General features: G+C 45.6%; 14 protein-coding genes and 1 pseudogene. 12 read left to right on the top strand and 3 right to left on the bottom strand.

Annotated elements, in window-relative coordinates:
* From AC58QT_RS31465 to AC58QT_RS31455, 3 genes are all read right to left on the bottom strand, one after another.
* The coding region (locus tag AC58QT_RS31465) for a hypothetical protein (protein ID WP_497412450.1) at positions 1-594 on the bottom strand (594 nt) is incomplete at its 3' end.
* Between the two features lie 121 nt (positions 595-715).
* Complete coding sequence (locus AC58QT_RS31460; RefSeq protein WP_497412453.1) at positions 716-1,525, bottom strand: ABC transporter permease; 810 nt, start codon at positions 1,523-1,525, stop codon at positions 716-718.
* A 32-nt stretch (positions 1,526-1,557) separates the two neighbouring features.
* A complete protein-coding gene (locus tag AC58QT_RS31455; protein ID WP_497412449.1) occupies positions 1,558-2,448 on the bottom strand; it encodes an ATP-binding cassette domain-containing protein in 891 nt (296 codons plus the stop codon).
* 332 nt (positions 2,449-2,780) lie between these two features.
* Here AC58QT_RS31455 and AC58QT_RS31450 point away from each other — a divergent pair, with 332 nt between their 5' ends.
* The 12 genes and pseudogenes from AC58QT_RS31450 (at position 2,781) to AC58QT_RS31395 (ending at position 15,677) form a co-directional block, all read left to right on the top strand.
* Positions 2,781-3,710, top strand: a complete 930-nt coding sequence (locus AC58QT_RS31450; protein WP_497412448.1) for an ABC transporter permease — start codon at positions 2,781-2,783, stop codon at positions 3,708-3,710.
* Between the two features lie 15 nt (positions 3,711-3,725).
* Positions 3,726-4,613, top strand: coding sequence for a carbohydrate ABC transporter permease (locus tag AC58QT_RS31445; RefSeq protein WP_497412447.1), 888 nt, complete (start codon positions 3,726-3,728; stop codon positions 4,611-4,613).
* 106 nt (positions 4,614-4,719) lie between these two features.
* Positions 4,720-6,285 (top strand): DUF3502 domain-containing protein, encoded by a 1,566-nt coding sequence (locus AC58QT_RS31440; protein ID WP_497412446.1) that lies wholly within the window; start codon positions 4,720-4,722, stop codon positions 6,283-6,285.
* 170 nt (positions 6,286-6,455) lie between these two features.
* Positions 6,456-6,968: pseudogene (locus tag AC58QT_RS31435) on the top strand (TerD family protein); the annotation flags it as partial.
* Positions 6,969-7,097: 129 nt separating this feature from the next.
* Positions 7,098-7,712: a vWA domain-containing protein gene (locus tag AC58QT_RS31430; RefSeq protein ID WP_497412452.1), complete on the top strand. Its 615-nt coding sequence runs from the start codon at positions 7,098-7,100 to the stop codon at positions 7,710-7,712.
* A gap of 34 nt (positions 7,713-7,746) precedes the next feature.
* Positions 7,747-8,676 (top strand): ribokinase, encoded by a 930-nt coding sequence (gene rbsK / locus AC58QT_RS31425; protein WP_497412445.1) that lies wholly within the window; start codon positions 7,747-7,749, stop codon positions 8,674-8,676.
* Between the two features lie 274 nt (positions 8,677-8,950).
* A complete protein-coding gene (locus AC58QT_RS31420) occupies positions 8,951-11,317 on the top strand; it encodes a bifunctional diguanylate cyclase/phosphodiesterase (RefSeq protein ID WP_497412444.1) in 2,367 nt (788 codons plus the stop codon).
* A gap of 69 nt (positions 11,318-11,386) precedes the next feature.
* Positions 11,387-12,682, top strand: a complete 1,296-nt coding sequence (locus AC58QT_RS31415; protein WP_497412443.1) for an ABC transporter substrate-binding protein — start codon at positions 11,387-11,389, stop codon at positions 12,680-12,682.
* Between the two features lie 56 nt (positions 12,683-12,738).
* On the top strand, positions 12,739-13,281 hold the full coding sequence (locus AC58QT_RS31410) for a hypothetical protein (protein ID WP_497412442.1): 543 nt from the start codon (positions 12,739-12,741) through the stop codon (positions 13,279-13,281).
* Positions 13,282-13,293: 12 nt separating this feature from the next.
* The gene (locus AC58QT_RS31405; RefSeq protein ID WP_497412441.1) at positions 13,294-13,800 is read left to right on the top strand and encodes a DUF402 domain-containing protein; all 507 of its coding nucleotides are present in this window, start codon (positions 13,294-13,296) and stop codon (positions 13,798-13,800) included.
* 42 nt (positions 13,801-13,842) lie between these two features.
* Positions 13,843-14,634 (top strand): Nif3-like dinuclear metal center hexameric protein, encoded by a 792-nt coding sequence (locus AC58QT_RS31400; RefSeq protein ID WP_497412440.1) that lies wholly within the window; start codon positions 13,843-13,845, stop codon positions 14,632-14,634.
* Positions 14,635-14,864: 230 nt separating this feature from the next.
* Positions 14,865-15,677 carry an alpha/beta fold hydrolase gene (locus AC58QT_RS31395; protein WP_497412439.1) on the top strand — a complete coding sequence of 271 codons (813 nt, stop codon included), beginning with the start codon at positions 14,865-14,867 and terminating at the stop codon, positions 15,675-15,677.
* The last annotated feature ends 8 nt before the right edge of the window (positions 15,678-15,685 follow it).

Raw genomic sequence — 15,685 nt, 5'->3', positions numbered from 1 at the left:
TTGAGAGAACTTAGAAGGTCTAGACTTTAAGAACAGCTGCGTGATGCATAAAACCATTTTCATTCTAGGGGGTGGCAATGGAACATTGTCATGGCTGTTTTTTCGACTTACAGCACGCCGAAGCTCGCCTTTCACTTCTGTAACTCGAATTTTTCGACTTACAGCGCACCGAAGCTCGCCTTTCACTTCTATAACTCGAATTTTTCGACTTACAGCACGCAGCAGCTCGCTTTTCACTTCTGTAACTCGAATTTTTCGACTTACAGCACGCCGAAGCTCGCCTTTCATTTCTGTAACTCGAATTTTTCGACTTACAGCACGCCGAAGCTCGCCTTTCACTTCTGTAACTCGAATTTTTCGACTTACAGCACACCGAAGCTCGCTTTTCACTGCTGTAACTCGAGTTTTTCGACTTACAGCACGCAGCAGCTCGCCTTTCACTTCTGTAACTCGAATTTTTCGCCTTACAGCACGCCGAAGCTCGCCTTTCACTGCTGTAACTCGAATTTTTCGACTTACAGCACGCAGCAGCTCGCCTTTCACTTCTGTAACTCGAATTTTTCGACTTACAGCACGCAGTAGCTCGCCTTTCACTTCTGTAACTCGAATAACGTTAAACGCGGGCTATCCGAGTTTTTCTGCGAAATAAGGTGATGCCATAACGCTATCTATCTCAACATGCCGTATGTTGGTTCCCCCCAATCGAAGGCTCCCCTCATTTCCCGCCATTCTTACGAAACGCCAGAATACACCAACTAATCGCTATCACCAGTAACGCGACGCACCAACCGATGGCCCACCAAGGGTTATTCAGCACCGGCGTACCCATGAGCAAGCCGCGAATCGTCTCGATAACCGGCGTAATGGGCTGATGGTTCGCAAAACCCTGCATCCAAGAAGGCATGGTATTCGTTGGGACGAATGCGCTGGACAGATAAGGAAGGAACAGCAGGGCAAAGCCGTAGCCGCTAGCAGCGGAAGGGCTGCCTGTGACGAGTCCAATCGCCGCGAACAGCCAGGTAAAGGTTAGAATGAACAGGATAATGATGCCAATAGCACCAAGCCATTCGATGAATGTCGCGTTTGGACGAAAACCAACGAGCAGGGCGACGCCAATGACCAAACAAGTAGCAAGCAAATTGCGAGCAAGGCTCGCGGCGACATGACCGGTAATGACGCTGATGCTGCTAATCGGCATTGTTCGGAAACGGTTAATAATGCCGTTGGTCATGTCGGTTGCCACATCAACAGCGGTGCTGGATGAACCGAAGCCTGCACATAAGAGAATGATGCCGGGTACAACATAATTCACATAATTGCCGCTAGAATCAATGGCACCGCCGAATATATAGGTAAACAGGAGCATGAGCATGATGGGCAGCATGATGGCCATCATCAGCGACTCGATGTTGCGCAAGCTGTGACGAATACTGCGTACGACGAAGACGGCGTTGGTTGCTGCGAAAGAAGGGGGCTTTGGCGTCGCTTGTAGACTGCTCTTATTCAAAAGTGGAGCCGAGTTCATCGGTTGTACGTTCTTTGGCGCTTGAAAATCATTCATACGAGGGAAGCCTCCTTGTGATTAGGTGTCGTCAACGCAAGGAAGACGTCGTCCATGCTTGGCTTGCGAATGGAGATGCGTGTACCTGGTGGGCACGAGCCCGCGATCTCATTCAACGTTTGGCTGACATCCTGAACAGTGCCGCTCGTCGGAATGGATAGAATGACTTCGTCAAACGCATTCCGGAGCTCGATGACTTCGCCGCCGACACGTGCTTTCAAAGTCTCAGCAGAGCCGGATGCAACGATGCGTCCATGATTCAGCACAGCAATTTCGTCAGCAAGTTGATCCGCTTCTTCCAAATATTGCGTCGTCAACAGTATCGTCATGCCTTGCTGCTTCAACTGGAGAATAGTCTCCCACAGGGATCGGCGGCTGACCGTATCTAGACCCGTCGTCGGCTCGTCGAGGAAAAGCACGGGACGATTAACAACAAGGCTAACGGCCAGATCTAATCTGCGGCGCATGCCGCCAGAGTAAGATTTCACGCGCTTGCCAGCTGCGGCTTCCAGATCGAATTGATGGAGCAGCTCGGCTGCACGGACGCGGGATTCGTCCGCAGATAAGCCAGCTAGTCGGCACATCATGATGATATTCTCGAGGCCGGTTAGCACCTCATCCACTGCCGCGAATTGCCCCGTGAGCGAGATCGATCCCCGCACGATCTTACGGTCAGCGATGACATCATATCCTTCGATTCGTGCATGGCCCGCATCCGGTTCCGATAACGTTGATAGAATGTTTATCAGCGTTGTTTTTCCTGCTCCATTGGGCCCGAGCAACGCAAATATGGACCCTTTCCCCACCTTTAAATCAATGCCATCCAATACGGTTTGGTTGCCAAAGCTTTTACGCAAGCCGCTTACTTCAATAGAATGCATAGTCATTCAATTGCCCCCGTCCTTTAAATTGTGGATCATATAAACAGTGTATTACATACTCAGTTATTTATGATCGTTCTCAAGACCGATATTGCACTCGGTCGTCCGCAGCATTTCATCTGCCTCTCCTAAGCTCTCATCTCCACAAAATCCGCATTCTATAAGGATTTTCACCACCTCCATCACAAAAAAGTACAGTGAATATTCATCCGATTTTCGAATCTTACAGTACATTTGTACCCCAGCAAAAATGAGCAGTATTCAACTCGCTACCTACTTTCGTATGATGAAATCGCAAAGAGGACGCAACGTAACACAGACAGAAGGAGGCAGCGTACTTGGGAATCTTCTCAGCAATACGCAAAGAATCGAAGCATTTCTGGCGGTCAAGAAGTTTGTTTTTAATCGGATTGCCGGCCGTTATTGTGGTGTTTATCTTTTACTACTTACCTATGTACGGTATCGTGATCGCATTCAAAGATATCAACTACGCCAAAGGCATTTGGGGAAGCGATTGGGTAGGGCTGCATAACTTCAAGTTTTTCTTCAACTCGCAAGATGCATTTAGGATTACACGAAACACGCTGCTATTAAATGGCTTGTTTATCGTAGTGGGGATGTCCTGCGCATTAGTCATTGGATTATTACTGGCTGAATTGGGTCGGAGATGGGTGAAGCTGTTTCAGACGATCTTGTTCTTTCCTTATTTTCTATCGTGGGTCGTCGTCGGTTTTGTCAGCTACATTCTGCTAAATCCATCCTTCGGTGTGATCAATAAAACGTTGGAGCAGCTCCATCTCACCCCGATTGACTGGTATAGTAAGCCGAGCTATTGGCCCCTTATTTTAACCCTAACGTATTTATGGAAAAATGTCGGCTACACCGCCATCATCTTCTTCACAGGTCTGCTGTCCATCGACAACAGTTATTATGAGGCTGCCTCCATAGATGGCGCTTCGCGATTGCAGCAAATTCGGAAGATCTCAATCCCGCTCATTTTGCCACTGATAACGATGCTGTTCATGCTCAGTGTGGGCCGTATTTTCTACTCGGACTTCGGATTATTCTACTTCGTGCCCCGGGATGCAGGGATGTTATACCCGACGACTGATGTCGTAGATACGTACGTTTTTCGCTCATTACGGGTCGTAGGTGACTTGGGTATGGCGTCCGCAGCTAGCTTGTACCAAGCGGTTGTTGGTCTAGTTCTAGTCGTAACGACGAACGTACTCGTCAGGAAATTTAATAAAGAAAACGCTCTATTCTAGGGGAGGAGGGTGGAAGTGCATTCATCTAGTAAGCAAAAGTCAGAAAATAACCCGCTAATCATTCTATTCTTTCTGGTTTTATCCATCCTGTTCATCTATCCGATGCTGTACGTCATTTCGGTCTCCCTCTCCTTCGACGGGGATATCGCGAAATTCGGTTATCAACTAATCCCAGAGCGCATTACGTTTGTCGCGTATTCGTATATTTTTCAAACGCCAAAAGCGCTGCTTCAATCCTATATGGTGACGATTTTTGTGACGGTCGTAGGAACCGTATTAAGCTTGATACTCACTTCTTCCCTGGCCTATATCATGACGCGGAAGGATTATCGGTATAGCCGTATCACAGGATACTTCGTGTTCTTCACTTTACTCTTTAATGCTGGATTGGTTCCATCCTATATCGTGATGACCAGTGTGTTGCACCTGCAGGATACGATTTGGGCCTTAATTCTTCCGTATGGGGTCAGCGCTTGGTTTACGATGCTCATGAAGGGTTTTATGGATGGGTTACCTTTTGAAATTATTGAGTCTGCCAAAATCGATGGATCTTCCGAACTGAGCACTTTTGTGCGAATTGTTCTTCCGCTTTCGAAACCAGCCCTAGCGACAGTAGGTTTGTTCTACGCATTAGCTTACTGGAATGATTGGTGGCTTGCCATGCTGTACATTCAAAATGAGAATCTGATTCCGCTTCAATACTACTTGCAGCGAATCATGTCTAATATCGAGTTTTTGACGAAAAATATGCAAGCAGGCATCAGCATTGATATGAGTGCGATTCCAGCTGAATCTTCCCGTATGGGGATTGCCATTCTGGCTGCAGGCCCGATGTTGTTCGCTTTCCCTTTCTTTCAGAAATACTTGATCAAAGGATTGACAGTGGGTGCAGTTAAAGGCTAACTGAATGTATGGCTTCAAAACGTTTGTCAATCCGAATCCGGATCGGATGATAATACATCTCTTTCTTAGTACCATGTTGACCATGAAATCAGGAGGGTTCGATGATATGAAAAATAGATCAATCAAAGCATTATCTCCCGTTATTGTAAGCTGTGTGTCCTTAGCCATGCTGCTCAGTGCTTGCGGTTCCAGCACGAATAGTTCTTCACCTTCCCCTGCGGCCAGCACAGCGCCTGCATCTCCAGCGGCAACGACGACTGCGTCGGCGCCAGCAACAACAGAGCTTAAGCCATATGAAATTACCTGGTATTTGCCGCAAAGCGTGTTCCCTGATGCGAAGTTGGTTCAAGATGCGATGAGCAAAATTACCAAAGAGAAAATCAACGCAACATTGAACATTCAATTGGTCGATTGGGGTACGTATGATCAGAAAATGCAAGCGATTGCAGCCTCTGGCGAGAAAGCAGATCTTATTTTCACATCCAACTGGACAAATGACTACCTGCAAAATGTAAACAAAGGGGCATTCTTGGATATCACCGATCTGTTGCCCAAATACGGTCCAGACATTCTAAAGCAAGTTCCACCATCAGCTTGGGATGCGGCGAAAGTGAAAGGCAAGCTGTACGGTATCATCAACACGCAAGTTCTGGCTCGTACACCAGGCGTACTAATTAATAAAACTACATTAGACAAATATGGCTATAAAGCCGATCAGTTTAAGACATTGGGCGATTTGACACCATTTTTCGAAAAAGTAAAAGCGTCGGAACCGGACAAATATCCGTTCAGCTTAAAAGGTGATATGGATGTCATGGGGAACTACGGCAGCGCCATCGGTCTTGAATACTTCTCGCAAAAGAACCCAGGGGTTGTTCGCATCGACGATGCGTCCTCAAAAGTCGTGAATTTGTATGAAACGAAGGAGTTTACGGCCTTTTTGAAACAAATGCGTGAATGGTATTCCAAAGGCATTATTCGTAAAGACGCTGCGACGATCAAAGATACGAACTCGGATGAACTGGCAGGAAAATATGTCTCCTCCACGTTCACGGTGATCAATCCAGATACAGCAGCTAACCAAGCGCAAAAATTTGGTGGTGGCGACGCAGCGAATGTAGCAGCGATCGAGTTCTCGAAGCCCTACATGAGCACAAGCTCTATTATTGCGACCATGACGGCCATCTCTCGCACATCCAAAGATCCAGCCAGAGCGATGATGTTCTACAATTTGATGTACTCGAATGCGGAACTGTTTAATTTGATGAGCTATGGGATCGAAGGTAAGCATTATACGAAGGTTTCAGACGGTTTGATCAAAAAGATGGACAATGCCGGCTACTGGGTGGATTCCGGTTGGGAATACGGCAACATGTTTAACTCGTACCGGACCAGTGCAACACAGCCGAAATGGTTCCCAGCAGGTCCAGATAAGAATGCCGCAGCGATTCCATCCAAAATTCTCGGCTTCTCCTTTGACCCAAGTAACGTGAAAAGTGAATTGGCACAAACCGCATCCGTCGTGGATGAATTCTATGCGGGATTGATCACGGGGATTGCTGACCCAGACACAACACTGCCAGCTATGAATGCCAAGCTGAAGAAAGCAGGCTTGGACAACATTTTGGCTGAGATGCAGAAACAGATCGATGCTTGGAAAGCTTCGAAATAAGCAATGAACGAATAGTCGCTTCTTGACGTCCATCCCCGGTTGGGAGATGGGCGTTTTTTATTTTACCGTACCCGCCTATCATCTCACTAATCTTTACTTGATAGTTCACCATTGTATGGTACTGTTGACAAGTAGAGACTACTATTTCTAAGTGCTAAGGGGATACATGTATGCTTCTGACAAAAGGACAAAAGGTGGATGTAACAAAGGGGAGAGCGTTATCAAACCTTAGGGTGCAATTCGGTTGGTCGGCAGACGCCAAATTGAGCATTGATGCTTCCTGTTTTGTGTTATCGGCAAATAATCGGTGCGAAAAAGACGAAGACTTTATCTTTTATGGGAATCCTGCCGCGTACAATGGCGGAGTGACGCATGGTCAAGCTAGTGGACAAGATAAAGAAGCCATCTCCTTATGTCTAGCAAAGATTCCAGAAAGTACGGCTAGAATTGCTTTTTCGTTAACGATTCATGAAGGTGAAAAGCAAGGATATTACATGCAAGATGTATCTAATAGGTATGTAAGGCTAATCGATGCTGATCGTGGCGAGGAGCTTTTTCGATATGAATATGGAGCGGATCTGTCCAAAGAAACGGCCATAGTTGTAGGGGAGCTATACAGGCACAATGGGGAATGGAAGTTTAATACGATTGGCAGTGGTTTTTTTGGCGGATTAGCCTCATTATGCACGAATTATGGTTTAGTCATTGAACCAGAGATTGAGCAGGAATCCGTTGAAGTGGTTAAGCAACCTAATCTTTCATCCATTGATCTACGTAAGAAGATCGTTCAAATCACTTTAGAGAAGAAAAAAATGGTGAATGTAGCGGCAAGGGTTGGCTTAGTACTCGACATCTCTGGATCTATGCAGCTTTTATATAAGAACGGAACCGTTCAAGAGGTGGTTGAACGCATATTGGCAGTTGCGTGTCAATTTGATGATAATGCGACCTTGGACGTTTGGGTATATGATAATGAATTCAGTCGATTGACGGCAGCAACAGAGCGAGATTTTGACCAATATGTCGTTAAAAACATTATTAATAATAGGGATATACATAAGTTTGGTAGAAATAACGAGCCGCCAGTTATGAAAGATGTTATCCGTAAATATACAGAGGAAGAAGAGTCGAATCTTCCGGCTTTTGTTATTTTTATTAATGATGGCGGCGTTGTAAAATCGATAAAAAAAGTAATCGTTGAATCCTCACTCAAACCGTTGTTTTGGCAATTCGTTGGCATTGGGGAGTCGGATTTCGAGGTTTTGAAGCAACTGGATACGATGGAAGGTCGGATCGTGGACAACGCTAATTTTATTCATATCAAGGATATTGCTTCGATATCCGATGAAGAGTTATATCATCAATTGTTAAATGAGTTTCCCCTATGGCTGAAAGCAGCAACAGATAAAAGAGTTATTCGAAAGTAAAAGTGTGCTTTTTTAAAAAAAAGGAGGGTGTAACATGCAAACCAAGCAAGCAAAAATCGTCGTTGTTGGCAGTATTAATATGGATCTCGTTGTGAAGTCTGAACATATTCCAGTTGCTGGGGAGACCGTGACAGGGCAAGAATTCGTCATGATTCCAGGTGGAAAAGGCGCGAACCAAGCAGTTGCAGCAGCTAGACTGGGGGCACATGTTGAGATGGTTGGCTGCGTGGGCGGTGACCCGTTTGGCAAGCAGATGCTGGAGCAATTAGCCCATGAAGGCATAGGCACTTCTTACGTTCATACGGATCCTCAGCAAACGACGGGTGTTGCGTTGATTCAAGTACAGGATGGAGAAAACCGCATTACGATTGTACCAGGCGCGAATGCCAGTGTGACACCAGAGCAAGTAGAGCGTGCCAAAGAAGTATTTGTTGGCGCGGATATTTTGCTCGTACAACTCGAGATTCCCCAAGAAACGGTTATGTGTGCGGTTCAACTTGCCAAAAGCTACGGTGTAAAAGTGATCTTAAACCCTGCACCAGCTGCGGTGTTGCCGGATGAGATATGGCCTTTCGTTGACTTGGTAACACCCAATGAGACAGAAGCAGCTATTCTGACATCTGGACAAGCAGTGGTTACTGAGCATTCGGACGTTATGAACGAGCTGCGGAGCTTAACGAAGACTGACGTTATTATTACCCAAGGGGAAAAAGGAGTGTCTTATCACCTAAATGGCGTAGCAGGAACCTACCCTGCTTACCTGGTGAACGTGATGGATACTACAGCAGCGGGTGATTCTTTTAATGCAGCTTTGGCGGTGTGGCATGGCGAAGGATACACCATGGAGCAAGCGATCGCATTTGCAGCGAAAGTAGGTGCCATAACGGTATCTCGCTTTGGCGCTCAAACCTCACTGCCGACGCGACAAGAAGTGGAATCGTTTGAGGGCAGGTTAAATAAGTAGAGTAATGATTCGAACCGGCAGTGTGATAGGTGATGGAATTGGACCATAGCGCTTGGAGGGTTACCCTATGTGTGGGGTAGCCTTTTTTCATGTAAGTAAGCACGAATTTTGTAATAAAAAGGATATTCGTGTCGAATCGCTAATACATTATTAATGTTTTTCTATATAGATACTAAACAATTTTGGTATATTATGTAGTCAACAGATGTGATGTTCATAAGTGGATCGTTCTGAAGTCCAGTATTTGTAGAGCAGACAGGAGTGGATTATCCTTTTGATACCGATAGTATCCAAGCTCGCTAAGCTATGGCGACACTATTTCGACTTATTTCGTAAAGACCCCAACGTGCAGGCAGTGGGCCTTAAGCTGTTTGTGTGGGCGGTAGGCGGCACGGTAATTCTCTTTGTCGGGTTCAGCTATTTCTCTTACTCGCATTCACAGCAGATCGTCATAGATAAGGTGACATTGGCGGCTAAGCAAACCGTCGTACAATCCAGAGACACGTTAAATATCATTTTTCGTAATTACGAAGATATCACCTTTAGTATTTTGACCGACGAAGAAATGTTGCATCAACTCCATGTGTACGGCAGCGCAACAACCAATCAGAACGAGAAATTCGTGGCTCGGAATAAAATTGTGGAGAGCTTAGCTATTCGCTTTTTTAGTAAAAGTGATATCACCAATATACACCTGATCCCGGTGGACCCGAAGCTCAAAGAGATTACAACGGATACCCTGCATACCGAAATCGTCGATTATAGCAAAGAGGAATGGTTTCAGAGAGCGGTTATTGCGAATGGGGAAATCGGCTGGCTGGCAACGAAAAGATATGGCTATTCCAACGTAGGACAACCTTCCTTTGCCATTAATCGACTCATTAAATTGAGTTCAGGTATGAAGTATGTGCTTCTCATTGAGATTAGTTCCGAGGTTTTAAAACGTTCTTTTGGTGATATTCAAAATGGTGAAATGGTCATATTGAATCCTGCTAATCAATTGATGACGAGAACGTTTTCGGAACTAGAAGGAGACTTTTATCGCATCCCCAACGTATTCCATACGAATCCGATACACGCAGGACACCCTTCCGACAGTATAACGATTAAGGTGGACGGGGAAATGCAGTTGGTTGTAGCGGAGAAAATAGCGGCGAGTGATTGGATTGTACAGGCCGTAATCCCCACATCGGAATTGTTTAAGGATGCGAATGCGATTGGCAAAAGTATGCTGATTAGTATGATCGGAATTGCTGTCATTACCTATTTGATTAATTACTATTTACAGAGACGGCGAAATGCGATCAAAATTCAATATATGGCTTACCATGATCATTTGACCGATTTAGCAAACCGTAAATTGTTTATGGAGGTTATCGAAAAGGAGATTCAGTTAGCCCGGCACAATAGGCAGGAGTTTACGGTGCTTTTTCTGGATTTGGATCGCTTTAAAATTATTAACGATACCTTCGGCCATGAGGCCGGCGATCGGATGCTCATCGAAACAGCGCGCAGACTTGAAGGTGTTCTGGATCAAAATTGTACGGTAGCTCGTTTTGGGGGAGATGAATTTCTAATCTTACTGCCGAACACAAGCGATCACGATGCGATATTGTCCATTATTCATCAGATCACGACACAGATTCAAAAACCGGTATACTACGAAGAGAAAGAACTTCATGTATCTGTTAGCATTGGTGTGAGTAGGTATCCGCAGGATGGCAACGATATCCAGTGTTTGACGAAGTACGCAGATACTGCGATGTACAGTGCGAAGGAAAGCGGTAGAAATAATTATAAGTTCTATAACACGACAATGGAAAAAAATAGCTATGAAAAGCTGTCTCTAGAGAGAGACTTGCGTCATGCGATAGAGCGTGATGAGTTGCTTCTGTATTACCAGCCTCAAATCGAACTGAGTTCCGGCACCATTGTTGGGGTTGAAACGTTAACGAGATGGAACCATCCTAAGCATGGTTTCATACCGCCGTCGGAGTTTATTCCGATTGCTGAGTACTCTCGACTCATCGTTCCAATCGGTAAATGGATTCTATACACAGCCTGTAAGCAAAATAAAGCTTGGCAGGATGCCGGGCTCCCCAAGGTACACGTAGCTGTCAACTTATCGATTCATCAGTTCCAAAATTCGGAGATCATCCAAACCGTTGCTCACATTTTGCAGGAAACAGGTTTGGAACCGCAATATTTAGAATTGGAAATTACGGAATCCATCGCAATGCAAGATGTGGAGAAGGTGATTTTAACCTTACAAGGCTTGTATGCCTTAGGAGTGAAAATTTCAATTGATGACTTCGGCACAGGTTATTCTTCCTTAAATTATTTGAAGAATTTTCCGATACAACGATTAAAGATTGATAAATCATTTCTCGATGATATGGTGATCAATCCCAAAGAACGCGCCATTGTTGGAGCCATCATCATCATGGCACATAGCCTGAATTTGCGAGTGACTGCTGAAGGGGTAGAGACCATGGAGCAAGTGGCCTTATTACAAGCATGCAATTGCGATGAGATTCAGGGTTATATCTACAGTCGTCCCATTCCGACCCAAGAATGCGGAGAGCTGCTAGCAGAGAGAAGGGTGTATGACACAACAGAGAAACTTTTACAGAATGGCTAACCATTTGAGCACAAGGGGGAAACCATGATGAGGATGAGGCAACGTAAGAGGAAGGTGTGGTTCGTATGCATGAGTTGGCTACTACTTGTTACCTTTTTAATAGGCTGTTCTAGTCAGGAACAGCAAACGCAAGCTTCAGCGCCATCAACCGAGAATAAAGTGACCCTGCGAATGATCGAAAGCTTAACGAATCCGAATCGGACCCGTATTCTGAAAGGTTTGATTGCTCAATTCGAGAGCCATAACCCGAATATCCATGTGGAACTCATTTCACCTCCATTTGGGCAGGCGGATATTACGATCCGAACGATGCTGAGTGTCAAGCAGGAGCTCGACGTTCTTGAAGTTCGTGATATTAATGTCGCTGATCTGGCGAGTCAGGGCTATATTGACGCATTAAACACCTACATGGCTACGTGGGAGGAACAAAATACGTTATCTAAAGCAGCCAAATCGATCTCTGTTGTCGGCCGCAAAAATTACTTTATTGCGAACGGTTTGTATCAGCGGCAAATATTTTACAGGAAGGATTGGTTTGAAGCGGCAGGCCTTCAACCACCTTCTACTTGGGAAGAGTTGTATCAAATCAGCAAAAAATTAACAGACCCCGCCAAAAATCGGTATGGTTTCTCATTTCGTGGAGCCAAAGGCTCCGTTTCTACGTTGGATTCCCTGATTCTGGCCTATAATGGGGATCGCGTTAATTTGGAAGACGGTCCCTTTCTGAACGATGGGTCTACGGTATATGCTTCACCTGAAGCGGTGAAAGCGATGGACATGTATGTGAAGCTGTACAAGGAAGCATCGCCGCCGGATTCCATATACTGGGGCTTCCAAGAGCAAGTAGACGCGTTCACCTCGGGCACGACGGGGATATTGCTGCAGGATCCGGATGTCATTCAAACCATACAGGACGCCATGCAGCCAGACATGTGGTCAACAGCACCTATGCCAACAGGGCCAACGGGTAACGCACTTGTGAGCGTGGGCGGAGCGGGATGGGGGATGGCTTCTTATTCCAAGCATAAGGCAGAAGCATGGAAGCTGATTGCTTTTCTTTCAGGTGCTAAACAGAACACCGAATTATCTAAAAAATATGGCGTAATTCCGACTCACACTTCTGCGGCATCGGATTCCTTTTTCCAAACAGGTCCTTATAAAACTTTACTCGACATGACGCTTAAACCTGACAAATACCTGCTCTATAAACCGCCTTTTCAGTATCCAGGGATCAGCAACTGGGACAAGATAGCTATGGATCATAGCCAAGCGCTGTTGATGGGAAAGACGTCCATTCAAGAGACATTAGGCAAGTGGGATGCCTTTTGGAAGGATCAGAAGAGGAACATGGGAGAATTGAAATAGGTGAGGGATAACACCGATGTAACGTGATAGAATAAGTCGTATAGGAGGATAACTGGATGAGCGTGAAGGTAGAAATGAGAAGCTTAACTGCTGTAACTCAAAAGCTGGATCAAGCTGGTATTCGTTACTCCTTGGGGGGAAGCGGGTTACTGCTTAGCTTGGGTTTAATCGATGCGGTTGGCGACTGGGACGTCATGGTTGAAGCTCCGAAAGATGGGGTGTTACAGGCTTTACAGCACGATCATATCGAGGAAAAAATGAGCGGGGATTATCCATTCGCTACGCAATATAAGTTAGTGGTTCTTAGCGATACTCCTGAGGTAGAAATCATTAGTGGTCTAGCCATCCATACGGATAAAGGCTTATGCAGACTGTCATCCACCCCTTGTGCTACATGGAACGGCATTCAAGTTGGCAGTCCTGAAGTCTGGTATATCGCGTATGCTTTAATGAATAGGACGGTAAAGGCAGCCCTATTGCTTGCTTATTTGAAGAAAACAGGAGCCGATCAAGATATTCTAAACAAGCTGATGAATGAGCCGCTCCCTGATGAGATCATGGATGAACTCAGGTCTCTTATGGACACTCAGAAGCTATAGAAGGATGACACCATGGATAATCAAATCACGATTCAAGCTTTAAAATACGGCAATCTCCTGCACTACGAATGGCGCACCACCTTATTAGAAAAGACGGATTCACATATCGTTGTTTTAGGTGAGTACGGAAGGCAGCTTCATCATTATACGAAGCAAAAGGTATTTACAGTTGAGAATTGGACGATTGAATTTTTCTCTTTTGATTCTTGGTACACAGTTAGTGCGGATGTTGTTGATGGCGTATTGAGTGAATTTTATTGCAATATTAACCAGCCTTCCGTGATGAAGGGAACGACTGTTTCTTTTGTGGATTTGGATTTAGATTATGTGAAGAGAAAAGGTGTTTGGCAAGTCGTTGATGAGGAAGAATTTGCTGCCCATACGATTAAATTTGGGTATCCAGAGGATCTGGTCCATCAAGCTGAGCAAGCAATGGCTGCTTTAAAAGAAAAAGTTGCCAACAAGGCGTTCCCGTTCGATGGTTATCTCGAGAAGTTTATCACTTGTATACCTAGTTAATAAGGGCAATGATTACGAAACTTAGGGGAGGTTTCTTTTATCATGATTACTGTACAAATGGTGTTAGATTGCCTTATTGAGCCCGTCGGACAGCTGAACAAGACGGTGGATACACTGAAGAGCGGACGCGTAGATGCAGAAGTTCGCAAGGTGGCTGTCGTATTTATGACAACCTATGGTGTCATTAAGCAAGCTGTTGAATCAGGCGTTGATCTCATCATCACCCACGAACCTACGTATTACAATCACATGGATGAAGTCGAATGGCTTAGCGGAAATCCTGTTTATGAAAAGAAGCGTGCACTCATCGAGCAATCGGGTGTTGCGATTTTTCGTTTGCACGATTACGTACATAGCTATAAACCAGATGGTATTCTGGTAGGCATGTTGAAACAGCTTGAATGGGAAGCTTACGCAAATCCAGAGCAGATGAACCTACTAACACCGCCTTCTAGCGAACAACATACCGTGCGCACCATCGCCACGCATTTGAAAAATAAACTAGGCATAGCAAGTATGCTTGTTGCCGGAGATCCGGATCTTCCGGTGAAGCAATTCGGTCTATTGCCTGGCGCATCTGGCGGTCGTGCCCATATCAAGTTTCTCGGCACGAAAGAGATTGACCTCTTGATCGTTGGCGAGACGAATGAGTGGGAGACGAATGAGTATGTACGGGATGCTGCGGATATGGGATTTGCGAAGGCGCTAATCGTAACGGGGCATCAGAAGAGCGAAGAGGCAGGCATGCGGACTGTCGTGGAGAGGATACGCGATGCGTTCCCAGAGCTGCAAGTGTCCTTCATAGAGAGCACGCTCGCTGTCCAGCGGATTTGATGACAAAATAGGAGCAGTCTAGGCACATTGGTGTCGTAGACTGCTTTTTATATTAGATGGAAATGGGAAGGGATTTCCTTTAAGTTAGAGAACTTTTATTACCATGTTGATATGAATACTAAGTTTTTTTCGTTATTTTTTAAAATTTTTCTTTGTTGTGTCGATTTCAACGGGATCTATTCGTCGTTCATATAAAGAGCAAAATTGTTTGAAAGAAATGGAGGCATAACATGCACATGACCACCTCGAAAGACGGCACTAAAATCGCGTATGACAAAACAGGGCAAGGACCCGCGCTTATTTTGGTAGCGGGAGCTTTCAGCTATCGTAAATTCCCCGGCCAGGTGGAGCTGGCGGACTTGCTTGCGCTGCATTTCACGGTGTATAACTATGATCGCCGCGGCCGCGGGGACAGCGGGGATACTAAGCCCTATCAGATAGAACGCGAGTTTGAAGATCTGCAGGCAATGATTGATGAAGCTGGCGGTTCCGCTTATGTGTGGGGATTGTCATCTGGGGCGGTCCTTTCCCTGCAGGCAGCAGCAAGGGGGGCCAATATTACAAAATTGGCGTTACATGAACCCCCGTTTGTAGTAAAAACCACGGATCGCAAATCACCAGATGATTTCGTGCAGCGGGTTACCCGGCTTATTGCGGCTAATCAGCGGGCGGAGGCAATTAAGTATTTTATGACAAAAGGGATGGGAGCTCCTTCGTTCGTTGTCAGTATGATGCGTATGATGAGATCTGTATGGTCCAATCTCATGGCGGTGGCACACACGCTCCCATATGATGCAGCTTTGTTGGATGGTTATCTTGAGGGTAAGCCGCTGCCAAAAGAACGGTGGAGAACCGTCACGATGCCAACCCTGGTACTTGAAGGGACTGAAAGTCCAGCATCGCTGCGTCACAGCGCACAAGCCTTGGCGGATGTACTGCCGAACGCGCAGCTACTTAGTAAGAAAGGGCTTGGACATACCAAGAAACTCCATTCGAAACTTATTGCAATGGAGCTTAAGGCATTCTTTTTAGACAGGAACTAACAGCTGAA

It is taken from the genome of Paenibacillus sp. J31R109 (assembly GCF_059692055.1).
This window is presented reverse-complemented; position numbering and strand designations above follow the sequence as displayed.